The organism is Pseudomonas sp. PDM18 (genome assembly GCF_014852585.1).
Classification (GTDB): Bacteria; Pseudomonadota; Gammaproteobacteria; order Pseudomonadales; family Pseudomonadaceae; genus Pseudomonas.
Map to the genome: position 1 here is coordinate 46,089 of NZ_JACVBX010000003.1, position 14,999 is coordinate 61,087.

Below are 14,999 nucleotides of genomic sequence, written 5' to 3' on the forward strand. Positions count from 1 at the left end.
CCAACGCCGTTCAGGCATCCCACTACCTCCGGACTCGACGCAGCATGATCAAGAGCCTGAAATTCAGCCATAAGATCCTCCTGGCCGCTTCTCTTGTTGTTTTCTCGGCATTCGCCCTCTTCACCCTCTACAACGATTACCTGCAGCGCAACGCGATCCGCGAGGACCTCGAGGATTACCTGCGGGAGATGGGCGACGTCAGCGCCAGCAACATCCAGAACTGGCTGAGCGGCCGCCTGCTGCTGATCGAAAGCACCGCCCAGACCCTCGCCCGCGACAGCTCGCCCGAGCACCTGACCGGCCTGCTGGAGCAGGACACCCTGCGCAAGACCTTCAACTTCACCTACCTGGGCCAGGAAGACGGCACCTTCACCATGCGCCCCAACAGCGCCATGCCGGACGGTTACGACCCGCGCACCCGCCCCTGGTACAAGGATGCCGTCGCGGCCGGCGGCACCACGTTGACCGAGCCCTACATCGATGCAGCCACCCAGCAGCTGATCATGACTGTCGCCACCCCCGCGCGCGCCGGCGGCAAGACCCTGGGCGTGGTCGGCGGCGACCTCGGCCTGCAGACCCTGGTGCAGATCATCAACTCGCTGGACTTCAGCGGTATGGGCTACGCCTTCCTGGTCAGCGGCGACGGCAAGATCCTCGTGCACCCGGACAAAAACCAGATCATGAAGACGCTGGCGGACATCTACCCGCAGAACACGCCGAAGATCGGCAGCGGCTTCAGCGAGGCCGAACTCAACGGCCACGAACGCATCCTCAGCTTCACCCAGGTGAAGGGCCTGCCGTCGGTGAACTGGTACATCGGTCTGTCCATCGACAAGGACGCGGCGTACTCCATGCTGAGCAAATTCCGCGCCTCGGCCATCGTCGCTGCCGCGATTGCCATCGTCGCTATCCTGCTCCTGCTGGGCATGCTGATCCGCGTACTGATGCAGCCGCTTACCACCATGGGCCGCGCCATGCAGGACATCGCCCAGGGCGAAGGCGACCTGACCAAGCGCCTGAAGGTCGCCAGCAACGACGAGTTCGGCGTGCTGGGCAATGCCTTCAACCGCTTCGTCGAACGCATCCACGAATCCATCCGCGAAGTGGCCTCTACTGCGCGCCAGTTGCATGACGTCTCGCAACTGGTGGTGAATGCCTCCAACTCCTCGATGAGCAACTCCGACGAGCAGGCCAACCGTACCAACAGCGTGGCCGCGGCGATCAATCAACTGGGCGCCGCCGCCCAAGAGATCGCGCGCAACGCCGCCGATGCCTCGCACCACGCCACCGATGCCTCGCATCAGGCCGGCGACGGCCGCCAAGTGGTCGAACAGACCATCAGCGCAATGAACCTGCTCTCCGACAAGATCAGCTCCGCCTGCGCCAACATCGAAGCACTGAACAGCCGCACGGTGAACATCGGGCAGATTCTGGAGGTGATCAAGGGCATCTCCGAGCAGACCAACCTGCTGGCCCTGAACGCCGCCATCGAAGCCGCCCGCGCCGGTGAAGCCGGCCGTGGCTTCGCCGTGGTGGCGGACGAGGTACGCAACCTGGCCCACCGCGCCCAGGAATCGGCGCAGCAGATCCAGAAGATGATCGAAGAACTGCAGATCGGCGCCCGCGAAGCCGTGGACACCATGACCGAGAGCCAGCGCTACAGCCTGGAAAGCGTGGAAATCGCCAACCGCGCCGGCGAGCGCCTGGCCAGCGTCACCCACCGCATCGGCGAGATCGACTCGATGAACCAGTCGGTGGCCACTGCAACCGAGGAACAGACCGCCGTGGTCGACTCGCTGAACATGGACATCACCGAGATCAACACCCTCAACCAGGAAGGTGTGGAAAACCTCCAGGCCACCCTGCGCGCCTGCGCCGACCTGGAGAACCAGGCTGGGCGCCTGCGTCATCTGGTGGACAGCTTCCGCATCTGATTCCTGCGGACACGAAAAAGGCGCCTTCGGGCGCCTTTTTTGTTCGCGAGCAGGCTCGCTCCTACAGGGAACCGCAGCATTTCGTAGGACCGAGGGGGACGCCTAGTCCTTGCTCGCGAACCGCTTCACACAGAGTCCACCGCCAACAGGGAGGACGAAGGGCGCATAACCTGGAACGGGTTATCCGCCATGGGTGCTCTACACGCCCCAGGCTTTCACCGCCGCTTGCTACCGCCCAGCAGCGCGCCCATCAACCCGCGCACCAGTTGCCGGCCGATCTGGTTGGCCGCCTGGCGCACCACCGTCTTGCTAACCTGGCTGGCCAGTGAACCCAGAATCTCACCGGCCATGTCACCAAAATCGGTGCCGCTGCCCTTCTCTTCCTTCCGCTCGGTCGGTGCCATCTTGTTATCGGCGCGGCCGGTCAGTTTCTCGTAGGCGGACTCGCGGTCGATCGGCTGATCGTAGCGACCGGCCAGTGGCGAACGGCGGATGACGTCGGCGCGCTCGGCATCGGTCAGCGGGCCGATACGCGACTGCGGCGGCGCCACAGCCACGCGCTGCACCATCGCGGGCGTGCCCTTCTCTTCCAGAGTGCCCACCAGCGCTTCGCCGATACCCAGCTCGGTGAGCACGTTCAAGGTGTCGAAAGCCGGGTTGGGCCGGAAACCGTCGGCCACGGCGCGCAGGGACTTCTGTTCCTTGGCGGTGAATGCGCGCAGGCCGTGCTGGATGCGCAGGCCCAGTTGCGCCAGCACGTCGTCAGGCAGGTCGCCGGGCGACTGGGTAACGAAGTAGACGCCCACGCCCTTGGAGCGAATCAGCCGCACCACCTGTTCCAGGCGATCCTGCAGGGCCTTGGGCGTGCCGTTGAACAGCAGGTGCGCCTCGTCGAAGAACAGCGCGAGGATGGGCTTGTCCGCGTCGCCGCGCTCGGGCAATTGCTCGAACAGTTCGGCCAGCAGCCAGAGCAGGAAAGTGGCATAGACCTTGGGCGCGTCATGCACCAGCTTGCTGGCGTCCAGCAGGTGGATGCGGCCACGGCCGTCAGGCTCGGGACGCAGCAGGTCCTCCAGTTGCAGCGCAGGCTCGCCGAAGAACTCCTCGGCGCCCTGCTGTTCCAGCAGTGCCAGGCGCCGCAGTAGTGCCTGGGACGAGGCGCCGGTGAACAACGCACGGTCTTCGCCGAGGATGTCCGGGTTTTCCTTGAAGTGGTTGAGCAGCGCCTTGAGGTCTTTCAGGTCGAGCAGCAGCAGGCCTTCGCGGTCAGCCACCTTGAACGCGGCAAACAGCGCCGCCTGCTGGCTCTCGGTCAGCTCGAGCAGGTTGGCCAGCAGCAGCGGGCCCATCTCCGACAGCGTGGTGCGCAGCGGGTGGCCAGTCTTCCCGGCCACGTCCCAGATGCTTACCGGGTAGGCCTGGGGCTTGTGGTTCAGCCAGGGCATGCTGGCGATGCGTTCGGCCACCTTGCCCTGTGGATTGCCCGCGGCAGCGATGCCGCACAGGTCACCCTTGATGTCGGCGGCGAACACCGCGATGCCGGCGTCGCTGAAGGACTCGGCGAGATGCTGCAGCGTCACCGTCTTGCCGGTGCCGGTGGCGCCGGCGATCAGGCCGTGGCGGTTGGCGAGTTTCCAGGACTGGCCGACCGGCTGCCCGTCAGGACCTGCGCCGATGATGAGTTCGTTGGTGGCTGACATCCGTTGTTCCCCTTCAGTGTGCCTTTCGCGCCAGAGCGCCTGTCGCGTTCGCTGCTTGAACAAGAGTGGCGCGTCCCGGCGCGCCGCGCAATCGGCTACCCCGGTACTTTGAAGACGTGCTTGAGGTAGTGCAGGAAGTTCTCGTCCTTGCACTGGGTCTTGCCCGGCGCATCGGAAATCTTCGCCACCGGATGGCCGTTGCAGGCAGTCATCTTCAGCACGATGTTCATCGGCTGCACGCCCGGCACATCACAGGTGAAATGGGTACCGATGCCGAAGCTGACGTCGATGCGCTCACGCAGCGCCCGGTAGATTTCCAGCGCGCGCGGCAGGTTGAGGCCGTCGGAGAACACCAGGGTCTTGGTCAGCGGGTCGATACCCAGGTGCTCATAATGCCGGATGGCTTTTTCTGCCCATTCCAGCGGGTCGCCCGAGTCATGCCGCAGGCCGTCGAAGAGCTTGGCGAAGTACAGGTCGAAGTCCGCCAGGAAGGCATCCATGGTGATGCAATCGGTCAGGGCGATACCCAGCTGGCCTCGATACTCGCGAACCCAGGCGTCCAGGGCGGCGGCCTGGCTGTCGATCAACCGCGGGCCGAGCTGCTGATGCGCCATCAGCCACTCGTGGGCCATGGTACCCAGCGGCTTCACCCCCAGCTCGCGCGCCAGATGGACGTTGCTGGTGCCGACGAAATGGCCGGGGAATCCATCGCGCAGGTCGCGTACCACGGCTTCCTGCACCGGATAGGAGAAGCGTCGGCGGGTGCCGAAGTCGGCCATCTTGAAACCAGCCAGCTCTTCGGCGCTTGCCTCCTTGCGCAGCCAGTGGAACTTCTCCTGCAGGCGTTCGCGAACCATCGTCAGCGTCACGCCAGGATGGCGGTGGCGGTTGCGCACTTCGCTGATGATCGCAAGCAGCGGCACCTCGAAGAGAATCACATGCAGCCAGGGGCCTTTCAGGCGCAGGAACAGCTCCTCGTTCTCTACGCCCAGCTGCACATAGCACGGATTGAAGCGAAACAGGCCGAGGAAGCGGATGAAGTCAGGTTTGAAGAAGGGGATGCGTTCGAGGAAGGCCAGGTCCTGCGATGCGAAGGAAAGCTCCGACAGCTGCTCGATCTGCTCGCGCAGCGGGTCCAGGTAGGCGCGCAGGTCCTCTTCGTTGCGGCAGCGGAACTCCCATTCGACTTCGGCGTTGGGGTAGTTGTGCAGCACCGCCTGCATCATGCTCAGCTTGTAGAAATCGGTATCCAGCAGGTTCTGCACGATCCGCCGGGAAAATGCGCTGTCGCTCATGCTCGTCTCATTGCAGGCTTGAACCGGCAGTCTAAACCCGTCGCCCACAAAAAACCCCGCCGAGGCGGGGTTTTGAGTTGGAACCAGAAATCAGCGTGCTTTGCTCTGCGACATCCCGAACAGGAAAAGCAGCAGGTCGTCATCCGGACGGATGTCCTGTTGCTTGGCGCGCAGGTTGGGCGGCATCGGGCAACTGTCCAAGCCGCCTTTTCCGGAAATGACCGAAGGCCCCGGCTCATGCCAGGCCGCCGCCGCCAGGGTCGCCACCCCGAGCGCGCCGATGAGGAGCAAACCTCGCGTAATTTCTAACTTCATGTCTGCAACCCTTTGATGGCGCTGCCAAACGCCGCTTGGTAACCATAGACAAAGGCCTGCCATTGCGCCTCTGTCCACGACGAGCGGCGTTTTACTTGGCGAAGATCGTGACGGGCGGCGCGCTGGGCGCTGAAGCGCTGGCGGGCTTTTTCCATGTCAATCAGAGCCACTTCGATCTTGTCGCCATCCACCTTCACGAACACGTGCTTCAGGTAGAGGCAGCCATGCTGCCAACGGCCGGCATTAAGCTTTGCAAGGGTACTACCGTAATGTTGCAGAATTCTTTGGTGCAGGGCTTCGCCCCAACGCTCCTGGTCGCCACGGGCGTAGCAGTCTTCCAGGCTGCTGAAACCGTCCAGGGACTCGGTGACCAGCAGGGCCTGCCATTCGCCATCCACCTTGCGGCAGCCTGCGTAGACCAGGGTCGGCACTTTCACACCCAGCGCTTCGGCGGCTTTCAGCGCATTGCGCTCGCGGATAGCGGTGGGGTAGCCGAAGGGGTGCAGCAGGTCACGGTAGATGTGGCCCATCTGCTGCTTGCGATAGAGCATCCGGCCGTCGGAGGTCAGGACTCGCTGCACGCCGCTTTCGCCACCGCGCCGACGGTTGGGTTCCTCGACCCATTTGCCGGGCACCTGGAGCCAACGGTCGATGGCGTTCTCACCGGAAATTTGCTGCAGCGATGCCAGATCAACGGCCATCCATCACTCCTTACGCAGAATGTAGACCCGCCACATATGAACGAGCGGGACGAAATCAATGTGATCCTGGACCTTGAAACCAGCCTGGCGGAACTCCGCCTCGATGGTCTTGGCAGGAATCACGAAGCGGTTCTGGTAGGCGTGTTTCTTGCGAGTTGACTCGGCGCGCGCACGTTTCCAGGACTTGAAGTTGCCATCGACCCACATCGACAGGATCACCGAATCGCGAGTTACGCGGTGAAATTCGCGCAACATCGTCAAACGATCGTCAGATTCGCCGATATGGTGCATCAGGCGCATCGAGAAGATGCTATCGACGGCATTGTCGGGCAGATCAATGGCAAACGCCGAAGTCTGCAAAGGTCGGACGCGTTTTACAACCTCATTCGGTTGACCGGCGCAGGCAACGGCGATCATGTCCGGGGAATTGTCCGCCCCGATGATCACCCGGTTCTCCTTCTCGGCCAGCATCGACCAGAAGCGCCCGGCGCCGCACGGAAGGTCGAGCACCAGATTGGGCTGGCCGGCAAGCTTGAGAGCCTGGCGGGCGATTTGGACATCGCGCCAGTGGGAAAGTTTCCTGGAGAGTCCGGCCTGGTGCTTGCGCAGGTAACGCTCTGCGTGCTGGCGGTCGTACTTTTGGGAGAACTCCAGGTCGACGGGTTTTTCAGTCATCGGATATTTACCTTTCCCGAATTCAGGGCGAACGATACAAACCAGCCTGTCACAGCCGGGTCACGCACTTGTGAAGTTTTTGTCAAACGACGGCTAGGCGAACTTCGAAGCGACAGCCATGGGGTTCGGCTGGACGCAACGTGACGTCCCAGCCTTCGGAGGCGCAGATCCGCTTGACCAACGACAACCCCAGCCCAAGCCCCTCACCACGCGGGTTCTGGCCGCGCACAAATGGCTGGAATACGCGCTCGCGCTGTTCTTCCGGGATGCCGGCGCCGGTGTCTTCGACCCAGAATCCGTTCGGGCCAAGTTGTAAGCGGATGCTGCCGCTTTCGGTGTAGTGCATGGCGTTGCGCAGTAAATTGCTCATTACCGAGCGCAGGAACGGCGCGTTGAACTGCCCGGGCATTTCCTGGTGGACGTTGTATTCCAGGGTCAGCCCCTTCGCCTCGATGGGACCGCGCCACTGCGCGACCAATTCGTCACCGATTTCCCTCAATCCGGCCTGGGGCACGATGGCCATGTCCTTGCGCTGCGCGCGGGCAAGCATCAGGAAGGTCTGCACCAGATCACGCATTTCCTCGCACGCGCTACTCATCCGAGCCAGTTGGGCGCGTGACCGCGGCCCCAGCCCAGGCTCTTCCGCGAGCAGTTCGCAGCTGGTAGCAATCACCATCAACGGCGTGCGCAGCTCATGGCTGACGTCGCTGGTAAAAAGCTTCTCCCGGGTCAGCACGTCGTGCAGCCGACCCATGGCGTAATCGAAGGCCGCTGCCAGCTCGCCCACTTCGTCGTTGGCATAATCCGGCGACATGGGCGGCGCCAGCTCCAGCAACTGGTCTCGGTGACGGACCTGGCGCGCCAGGCGCGACACCGGCTCCATGACCTTGCGCGCCAACAGCCAGCCCAGCACTCCGGACAAGGCGAGACTGAGCACATAACCGGTGACCACGGAGGCGTAGAGGATCTGCTCACGCGCCTCGAAGTCACTCTGGTCCTGTAGCAGGACGAAGCGGCGACCATCGACGTCGCGCGCCAGCGCATGGAAGGACAATTCGCCGTCGAAGACTTCGTGGAAGCCTTCCTCCAGCCTGCGCAGTGCCGGCGGCATGGCATAGACGCCCGCGCCATCACTGATGAAGAAACGCATGCCGGGATCGAGTTTCGGAGCCTGGCCGTTCCCCAGGTCCTCATTGATGATGCGGTCCAGTTCGCCGCCCAGGTCGCGGGAGATCAGGCGTTCTTCGACGATGTGGACGACGCCGACGATTCCTACCGAAAACAGGCCACCAACGGCGGCGGTCATGAGTACGAAGGCAAAGACAATCCGTCGGGAAAGGCTCTGCTTATACTCCATGCGTTTCCTCCGCCAGCTTGTAGCCGACGCCATGCACCGTGTGCAGCAGGGAGGAACCGAAGGGCTTGTCGATCACCTGGCGCAACTGGTGAACGTGACTGCGCAGGCTGTCGCTGTCGGGGCAGTCATCACCCCAGACGGCTTCCTCGAGCACGTCGCGGCGGACTACATGGGGGCTCTTCTGCATCAGCACCGCTAGCAGCTTGAGGCCGATGGGGTTGAGCTTGAGCGGCTTGCCGGCACGGTTCACTTCGAGGGTGTCGAGGTTGTAGCTCAGGTCGGCGACCTGCAGCTCGCGACGACCGCCTCCCTGACTGCGGCGCAGGACCGCTTCGATGCGTGCGGCCAGCTCGGAGAGCGCGAAGGGCTTGAGCAGGTAATCGTCGGCGCCGGAACGGAAGCCCTGCAGGCGATCGTCCAGCTGATCGCGGGCGGTGAGCATGATCACCGGGGTGTCGCGGCGTGCATCTTCGCGCAGGCGGCGACACAAGGTGAAGCCGTCCAGCCCCGGCAGCATCACGTCCAGCACAATCAGGTCGTAATGGGACGTCGCCGCAAGGTGCAATCCGGACAGGCCGTCCTGGGCGCAATCTACCGTGTAGCCTTTCAGGCCCAGGTAGTCGGCCATATTGGCTAGGATGTCCCGATTGTCTTCAACCAACAAAATGCGCATAGGCTCTCCTCGAACGCGATGCATCCTAGCGTAAACAGCTTAAATAGAACTTAAGCGCCTTTGACGGATTTTTCACATTTGATCCGTCGATTTCATCAAGCCGCCCGCACAGGTCCGGCCTGATGGGTGGCGTCCTGCTGCCGAACCGCCTAGCGCCCCATCAATGCCTGCACCGACCAGAGCCCGGCCAGGGTCATCAGCAGCGAGCCGGCGAGGTGCGTGGCAATCGTTCCCATCGCCCAGGCCAGCCGCCCCTGCTGCAACAGCACGACAACTTCCGCCGAGAAGGTCGAGAAGGTGGTGAGGCCACCGCAGAAGCCGGTGATGATCAGTAACCGCCATTCTGGCGCCAGGCCGGGGGAGTTGGCGAAGAAGGCGATGGCCGCGCCGATGATGTAGCCGCCGACCAGATTGGCGACCACCGTGCCCGGCGGCATGGACGGCAGGAGGGTGTTGAGCTTGAGCCCGAGCACCCAGCGCAGCAGTGCGCCAAGGGCGGCTCCGAGGGAGACGGCGAGAATGGATTTCCACATGGTCCTGTCCTGGGAAAGGTGTCTTGGACAGGCTGCAGGCTAGCGCCTACGCGCCTTTCCAGGTCTATGCGTAGGCATCATCAGCCACAAGGGCGGTTGAAGGAGGAATGCCATCTCCTGCCGCGCAGTCTGGCATATCCGACGCCCATGAAAAAGCCCCGCCTAGGCGGGGCTTTTTCTTACAGCAGGTGCCGGGTGGCTTACATCATGCCGCCCATGCCACCCATGCCGCCCATGTCCGGCATGGCCGGAGCAGCCTTGTCGTCAGCCACTTCGGCAACCATGGCCTCGGTGGTGACCATCAGGCCGCCGATGGAGGCAGCAGCTTGCAGAGCCGAACGGGTGACCTTGGCCGGATCGAGGATACCCATCTCGATCATGTCGCCGTACACGCCGGTAGCAGCGTTGTAGCCGAAGTTGCCCGAACCCTGCTTGACCTTGTCGACCACTACGCTCGGCTCGTCGCCGGAGTTGGCAACGATCTGGCGCAGCGGAGCTTCAACGGCGCGACGCAGCAGAGCGATACCGACGTTCTGGTCTTCGTTGTCGCCCTTCAGGCCTTCGATGGCTTGCAGAGCGCGCACCAGGGCGACGCCGCCGCCAGGCACCACGCCTTCTTCCACTGCAGCGCGGGTAGCGTGCAGGGCGTCTTCAACGCGGGCTTTCTTCTCTTTCATCTCGACTTCGGTGGCAGCGCCAACCTTGATCACGGCAACACCGCCAGCCAGCTTGGCCAGACGCTCTTGCAGCTTCTCACGGTCGTAGTCGGAGGAAGTCTCTTCGACCTGCTTGCGGATCTGCAGGACGCGAGCTTCGATGTCGGCTTGAGCGCCAGCGCCATCGATGATGGTGGTGTTTTCCTTGCTCAGGACCACGCGCTTGGCGTTGCCCAGGTGCTCCAGGGTGGCGCCTTCCAGGCTCAGACCGACTTCTTCGGAGATGACGGTACCGCCGGTCAGGATGGCGATGTCCTGCAGCATGGCCTTGCGGCGGTCGCCGAAGCCCGGAGCCTTGACGGCCGCGACCTTGACGATGCCACGCATGTTGTTGACGACCAGGGTAGCCAGGGCTTCGCCTTCGACGTCTTCAGCCACGATCAGCAGCGGACGGCCGGCTTTGGCGACAGCTTCCAGGACCGGCAGCATTTCGCGGATGTTGGAGATCTTCTTGTCGACCAGCAGCAGCAGCGGGCCGTCGAGCTCGGCCACCATGGTGTCCGGCTTGTTGATGAAGTAGGGGGACAGGTAGCCGCGGTCGAACTGCATGCCTTCTACGACAGACAGTTCGTTTTCCAGGCCCGAGCCTTCTTCAACGGTGATCACGCCTTCTTTACCGACTTTTTCCATGGCTTCGGCAATGATGTTGCCGATGGAGTCGTCGGAGTTGGCGGAGATGGTGCCGACCTGGGCAATGGCTTTGGTGTCGGCGCACGGCTTGGCCAGGTCCTTCAGCTGGGCAACGATGGCGATGGTGGCCTTGTCGATGCCGCGCTTGAGGTCCATCGGGTTCATGCCGGCAGCGACGGCCTTCAGGCCTTCGTTGACGATGGCCTGAGCCAGGACGGTAGCGGTGGTGGTGCCGTCACCGGCAGCGTCGTTGGCCTTGGAGGCCACGTCTTTCACCAGTTGGGCGCCCATGTTCTCGAACTTGTCTTTGAGTTCGATTTCCTTGGCGACGGAAACGCCGTCCTTGGTGATGGTCGGAGCGCCGAAGCTCTTGTCCAGGATGACGTTACGGCCTTTCGGGCCGAGGGTCGCTTTAACCGCGTCGGCCAGGACGTTTACGCCGACCAGCATTTTCTTGCGGGCGGAATCGCCGAACTTAACTTCTTTAGCAGCCATGTTCTGTTTCCTCTAAATCGAATTCAGTGGGTTGGATAGGACGCGGAATCAGTCTTCCAGGACGGCGAGGATCTCGGACTCGCCCATCACCAGCAGTTCTTCACCGTCGACCTTGATGGCGTTGCTGCCCGAGTACGGGCCGAAGACCACCTTGTCACCCACTTTCACGGCCAGGGCGCGAACTTCGCCGTTGTCCAGGACACGGCCGGCACCAACAGCGACCACTTCACCGCGGTTCGGCTTCTCGGCGGCGGAACCCGGCAGCACGATGCCGCCTGCGGTCTTGGTCTCTTCCTCGCTGCGACGGATGACGACGCGGTCATGCAGAGGACGAAGCTTCATAGTCGTAACTCTCCCAAACTGTGATTTCCAACGGCCGGATCGATGTCCGGCAGGTTTTATTGAATCCGGCGGTGCCGGTTTGCGACCCGACGGGCGAGTCGCGAAAAGAGCAGCCTGTCGTCGACAGGGACCTTGCGGTGACCGGTACATAAGGTCGCTACAAGGCATTTCAAGTGTGTGACGAAAAAATTTTTGCTAACGGCGGGTGCTTCAGGCGAGCGAAACCGCCCCACTCTCAACGCAGGCGGTCGCGATCTTCCTCGCGGCGCTGGTATTCGCCTTCAATCACGCTGGGGCCGCTGCGGTGCTGGGCGGCCGGGTCGTCTGCGAAGGCGCGACGGCGCTCGGCCTGCTCCTGCATGCGCTGGCGCACGCGGCCAAGCATCAGACGGCGGGTGAAGGGAATCAGGCAGAACAGACCGACAACGTCGCTGATGAAGCCCGGCAGCATCAGCAGGCCGCCGCCCAGGGCGATGACCAGGCCTTCGAGCATTTCCTGCTCGGGCAGCTCGCCGCGGTTCAGCCGCTCGCGGGCACGCAGCGCGGTGGCGACGCCGGCCACGCGCAGCACCGCGGCGCCGATGAAGGCGCCGGCGATGATCAGCAGAAGGGTCCAGCCCACGCCGATCACGCTGCCGACCTTGATCATCACGGCCAGCTCGATCAGCGGGAACAGAAGAATCAGAAACAGGGGAACTCGCATCGATGAATCCTTGGCGGGGTCATTGCCCGGGTAGAAAGCTAGGTGGCGACGCCCCGTACCGATTTCAAGGGATGAGCCGAGAGACAGATCAGGCCTGGATCACCTCGTTGCCCGGCCAGACGTCCGCCTTGGCCAGTTGCACCAGCGCCTGGCGCACCGCGCCGGCGTTGCCGCAGGGCGCCGGGAACGGCAGCCAGTGCAGGCCCTGGCCGATGCGCAGGTGGAAACCTTCAGTATCAATTCCCGACATCTGCGGAGCCGCCCCGGCAGGCAAACCGGCCAGCTCGACGTAGTGCTCGATGGCATTGGCGTGGTCGCTGTTCATGTGCTCGACCATGCTCTTCTCCACCTCGCCGACGAAGGGATTGGCCAGCGGCACGCTGTTGGCACCTAACCAGTGGATATCGCCGAAGCCACCGATGTAGCGCCACTGCACCGGCTCCAGCACCCAGAAATCGAAGTCGTGGACGATGTGGTAGTCCTGCGAGCCGGGGAAATAACGGTAGTAGCGCTCGGCGGCGCCGGCGATGGCGTCGACATCTTCGATCAGCAGCGCCTCGGCCAGCAGTGTCAGGCGGCCCGCGTCCTGGATGTCGTCGACGCCGCGCTCGCCGATGAGCAGCGAGCATTTGCCGTCCATCTGCAGGTTATGGGTGTGCTGGGCGATGCGACTGATCAGGATCAGCGGGCGGCCTGCTTCGTCCAGGCAATACGGCACCACCGAGCCGAAGGGAAATCCGCGCCACTTCTTCGAGTGGGTGGAGAGGACGCCGCGGTATTCCTTGAGCAGCAGTTCTCGGGCATGCTTGGCAGCTTTCACGCTCAACTTATGACTCCTCGTAAAGAATCCGTCGTAAACGGACGGGCAGGACTGACTCTGTGCACAGCTGCCGGCGAGGCCTTCCACCAGAAACTGTTCGTGGGGTTGTTCCGATGCAATTGAAAGACAAAGTCATCATCATCACCGGTGGCTGCCAGGGCCTGGGCCGCGCCATGGGCGAATACCTCTCCGGCAAGGGCGCGCGCGTCGCGCTGGTTGACCTCAATGCCGAAAAACTGGACGAAGCCGTGACTGCCTGCAAGGCCGCCGGCGGTGACGCCCGCGCCTATCTGTGCAACGTCGCCAATGAAGAACAGGTTACCCACATGGTGGCCCAGGTCGCCAGCGACTTCGGCGCCATCAACGGCCTGGTCAACAACGCCGGCATCCTGCGTGACGGCCTGACCATCAAGGTCAAGGACGGCGAGCTGAGCAAGATGAGCCTGGCCCAGTGGCAGGCGGTGATCGACGTCAACCTGACCGGTGTGTTCCTCTGCACCCGCGAAGTGGCGGCGAAGATGATCGAGCTGAAGAACGAAGGCGCGATCGTCAACATCTCCTCCATCTCCCGCGCCGGCAACATGGGCCAGGCCAACTACTCCGCGGCCAAGGCCGGCGTCGCCGCCGACACAGTGGTGTGGGCGAAGGAACTGGCACGTTACGGCATCCGCGTGGCGGGCGTGGCTCCTGGCTTCATCGAGACCGACATGGTCGCCAGCATGAAGCCAGAGGCCCTGGAGAAGATGACCTCCGGCATTCCGCTCAAGCGCCTGGGCAAGCCGCTGGAAATCGCCCACTCGGTGGCTTACATCCTCGAGAACGACTACTACACCGGCCGCGTGCTGGAGTTGGACGGCGGCCTGCGTCTGTAATCCGCCCGCCCATGAAAAAGCCCCGCCAGGTGCGGGGCTTTTTATTGCCGTTCTTGTAGAGCGGAGCCGGTCGAGGCGAAGAGTTACCAGCCCACACCCAGGCCGAGGGTGTACCGGCGCTCGTTGACGTCGCCGTCGTTGCCGCTGAGCTTGTCCCACTCGGCCTTCAAGCTCAGGGACGCCCAGGAGGTCAGCTTGTAGCGGATGCCCGCCTCGCTCTCCAGTTCGTACTCCACGTTGGACTCCAGCGGCTTGCTGACTTCGCCGTTGGTGAACACCTCGAACTGCTTGGCCAGCAGGTAACGGTTGTAGTCCCACTTCAAGCTGGTGCTGTAGAAGTGGGATTTCTCGTCGTCGACGAATTCGTAGTCGTTGCGGTTGACCAGGGTCGCCAGGGAGAACGCACCCAGCTCGTTGTCCCAGAACTGGTAGCCCGGGCCGGTACCGACGGTGCGTTTCTTCTGCAGGTCCTCGATCCAGTCGCGCTTGTACTGCACCTGGCCCTGCCAGAACCAGTGCTCGTCGAGGAAGCGGTCCAGCGCGTATTGCGCGGAATAATTGTTGGTACTGACCTGATCGTCCTTCTTCTCGCGGTTGTACTCGCCCTGCAAATTGTGGCGCCAGCGGCCGTGGCGGGCGTTGGTCTTGAAGTCGATGTCGTAATCCTCGACATCGTTCTCGGCCTGCTTGTGGTCCAGGGAGAAGTCGACGTTGCCGGTCCACACCCAATCTTCGAGGATCGGCTTGGGCGGCATCATCTGCTCGATCTTCGCCAACTCCACCGTACGCGCCTCACCATTGACCAGCGTGACCTTGCCCTGGTCGGACGCCTTCAGGCCCTTGGAGTGCTCGCCGGTTTCCTCGTCGTACTTCACCAGCAGGTTCTGATCGGTCTCCAGCGTCTTGATCTTGTCCGCCTTGAGCGTGATTTCTCCGCCGTAGTCGGTCGCCAGCAGCAGCTTGCCACCGTCATACAGCTTGATGGTGCCGCTGAGACGATCGCCATTCTTCAGCCAGACGGTGTCGGCAAAGGCGGAAAGGGAACAGGATGCGAGGGCAACACAGAGCAGGTTTCTGGAGAACATGAGTCGAATTCAACTGGATGGAATGGGCAAAAAGCCGGGCATTATCCAGATACCCGACACTAGAGCAACGACTGACCGACCCAGTTGCAGTGAGTTCACAATGACTGACAGATGGGTCTGACAAACGAGCCGACTTGTCAGGGCGGCACCAGC

Annotated in this window: 15 protein-coding genes and 1 riboswitch; of the genes, 2 read left to right on the forward strand and 13 right to left on the reverse strand. The window is 62.8% G+C overall.

The window, feature by feature from the left end; all coding sequences use genetic code 11:
• The first annotated feature begins 44 nt into the window (after positions 1 to 44).
• Positions 45 to 1,934, forward strand: a complete 1,890-nt coding sequence (locus IB274_RS08185; RefSeq protein WP_192431519.1) for a methyl-accepting chemotaxis protein — start codon at positions 45 to 47, stop codon at positions 1,932 to 1,934.
• A 215-nt stretch (positions 1,935 to 2,149) separates the two neighbouring features.
• On the opposite strand, the gene IB274_RS08190 is transcribed toward IB274_RS08185, so the two are convergent.
• The 12 genes from IB274_RS08190 to IB274_RS08245 form a co-directional block, all read right to left on the reverse strand.
• Positions 2,150 to 3,634, reverse strand: a complete 1,485-nt coding sequence (locus IB274_RS08190; RefSeq protein ID WP_192431520.1) for a helicase HerA-like domain-containing protein — start codon at positions 3,632 to 3,634, stop codon at positions 2,150 to 2,152.
• A 95-nt stretch (positions 3,635 to 3,729) separates the two neighbouring features.
• Positions 3,730 to 4,929, reverse strand: coding sequence for a nicotinate phosphoribosyltransferase (gene pncB / locus IB274_RS08195; protein ID WP_192431521.1), 1,200 nt, complete (start codon positions 4,927 to 4,929; stop codon positions 3,730 to 3,732).
• A gap of 90 nt (positions 4,930 to 5,019) precedes the next feature.
• A complete protein-coding gene (locus IB274_RS08200; protein ID WP_081517518.1) occupies positions 5,020 to 5,244 on the reverse strand; it encodes a hypothetical protein in 225 nt (74 codons plus the stop codon).
• A complete protein-coding gene (locus IB274_RS08205) occupies positions 5,241 to 5,945 on the reverse strand; it encodes a lipopolysaccharide kinase InaA family protein (protein WP_138521379.1) in 705 nt (234 codons plus the stop codon). Before IB274_RS08205 ends, IB274_RS08200 begins: the two co-directional genes overlap by 4 nt.
• Before the next feature lie 3 nt (positions 5,946 to 5,948).
• A complete protein-coding gene (locus IB274_RS08210; RefSeq protein WP_192431522.1) occupies positions 5,949 to 6,620 on the reverse strand; it encodes a class I SAM-dependent methyltransferase in 672 nt (223 codons plus the stop codon).
• A gap of 82 nt (positions 6,621 to 6,702) precedes the next feature.
• On the reverse strand, positions 6,703 to 7,977 hold the full coding sequence (locus tag IB274_RS08215; RefSeq protein ID WP_192431523.1) for a sensor histidine kinase: 1,275 nt from the start codon (positions 7,975 to 7,977) through the stop codon (positions 6,703 to 6,705).
• Complete coding sequence (locus IB274_RS08220) at positions 7,967 to 8,650, reverse strand: response regulator transcription factor (protein ID WP_045209652.1); 684 nt, start codon at positions 8,648 to 8,650, stop codon at positions 7,967 to 7,969. Before IB274_RS08220 ends, IB274_RS08215 begins: the two co-directional genes overlap by 11 nt.
• 149 nt (positions 8,651 to 8,799) lie before the next feature.
• Positions 8,800 to 9,183: a fluoride efflux transporter CrcB gene (crcB, locus tag IB274_RS08225; protein WP_192431524.1), complete on the reverse strand. Its 384-nt coding sequence runs from the start codon at positions 9,181 to 9,183 to the stop codon at positions 8,800 to 8,802.
• A gap of 64 nt (positions 9,184 to 9,247) precedes the next feature.
• A riboswitch (Fluoride riboswitch) is annotated at positions 9,248 to 9,310 on the reverse strand.
• A 73-nt stretch (positions 9,311 to 9,383) separates the two neighbouring features.
• A complete protein-coding gene (gene groL, locus IB274_RS08230; protein ID WP_192431525.1) occupies positions 9,384 to 11,024 on the reverse strand; it encodes a chaperonin GroEL in 1,641 nt (546 codons plus the stop codon).
• Between the two features lie 48 nt (positions 11,025 to 11,072).
• A complete protein-coding gene (locus IB274_RS08235) occupies positions 11,073 to 11,366 on the reverse strand; it encodes a co-chaperone GroES (protein ID WP_009617968.1) in 294 nt (97 codons plus the stop codon).
• 235 nt (positions 11,367 to 11,601) lie between these two features.
• Complete coding sequence (locus IB274_RS08240) at positions 11,602 to 12,069, reverse strand: FxsA family protein (RefSeq protein ID WP_192431526.1); 468 nt, start codon at positions 12,067 to 12,069, stop codon at positions 11,602 to 11,604.
• Positions 12,070 to 12,157: 88 nt separating this feature from the next.
• A complete protein-coding gene (locus IB274_RS08245; protein WP_192431527.1) occupies positions 12,158 to 12,895 on the reverse strand; it encodes a HugZ family protein in 738 nt (245 codons plus the stop codon).
• Positions 12,896 to 13,002: 107 nt separating this feature from the next.
• Between IB274_RS08245 and IB274_RS08250 the strand changes: the two genes are divergently transcribed.
• On the forward strand, positions 13,003 to 13,761 hold the full coding sequence (locus IB274_RS08250; RefSeq protein WP_138212327.1) for an SDR family oxidoreductase: 759 nt from the start codon (positions 13,003 to 13,005) through the stop codon (positions 13,759 to 13,761).
• An 83-nt stretch (positions 13,762 to 13,844) separates the two neighbouring features.
• Here IB274_RS08250 and IB274_RS08255 read toward each other — a convergent pair whose 3' ends face one another.
• Positions 13,845 to 14,846: a DUF481 domain-containing protein gene (locus IB274_RS08255; protein WP_192431528.1), complete on the reverse strand. Its 1,002-nt coding sequence runs from the start codon at positions 14,844 to 14,846 to the stop codon at positions 13,845 to 13,847.
• Between the last annotated feature and the right edge of the window lie 153 nt (positions 14,847 to 14,999).

Bases quoted from the DNA above. Each gene is read 5' to 3' on its own strand.
- IB274_RS08190 (WP_192431520.1), bottom strand. From the start codon at position 3,634: ATGTCAGCCACCAACGAACTCATCATCGGCGCAGGTCCTGACGGGCAG.
- IB274_RS08210 (WP_192431522.1), bottom strand. From the start codon at position 6,620: ATGACTGAAAAACCCGTCGACCTGGAGTTCTCCCAAAAGTACGACCGC.
- groL (WP_192431525.1), bottom strand. From the start codon at position 11,024: ATGGCTGCTAAAGAAGTTAAGTTCGGCGATTCCGCCCGCAAGAAAATG.
- IB274_RS08250 (WP_138212327.1), top strand. From the start codon at position 13,003: ATGCAATTGAAAGACAAAGTCATCATCATCACCGGTGGCTGCCAGGGC.
- crcB (WP_192431524.1), bottom strand. From the start codon at position 9,183: ATGTGGAAATCCATTCTCGCCGTCTCCCTCGGAGCCGCCCTTGGCGCA.
- pncB (WP_192431521.1), bottom strand. From the start codon at position 4,929: ATGAGCGACAGCGCATTTTCCCGGCGGATCGTGCAGAACCTGCTGGAT.
- IB274_RS08200 (WP_081517518.1), bottom strand. From the start codon at position 5,244: ATGAAGTTAGAAATTACGCGAGGTTTGCTCCTCATCGGCGCGCTCGGG.
- IB274_RS08185 (WP_192431519.1), top strand. From the start codon at position 45: ATGATCAAGAGCCTGAAATTCAGCCATAAGATCCTCCTGGCCGCTTCT.
- IB274_RS08220 (WP_045209652.1), bottom strand. From the start codon at position 8,650: ATGCGCATTTTGTTGGTTGAAGACAATCGGGACATCCTAGCCAATATG.
- IB274_RS08215 (WP_192431523.1), bottom strand. From the start codon at position 7,977: ATGGAGTATAAGCAGAGCCTTTCCCGACGGATTGTCTTTGCCTTCGTA.
- IB274_RS08235 (WP_009617968.1), bottom strand. From the start codon at position 11,366: ATGAAGCTTCGTCCTCTGCATGACCGCGTCGTCATCCGTCGCAGCGAG.
- IB274_RS08255 (WP_192431528.1), bottom strand. From the start codon at position 14,846: ATGTTCTCCAGAAACCTGCTCTGTGTTGCCCTCGCATCCTGTTCCCTT.
- IB274_RS08205 (WP_138521379.1), bottom strand. From the start codon at position 5,945: ATGGCCGTTGATCTGGCATCGCTGCAGCAAATTTCCGGTGAGAACGCC.
- IB274_RS08240 (WP_192431526.1), bottom strand. From the start codon at position 12,069: ATGCGAGTTCCCCTGTTTCTGATTCTTCTGTTCCCGCTGATCGAGCTG.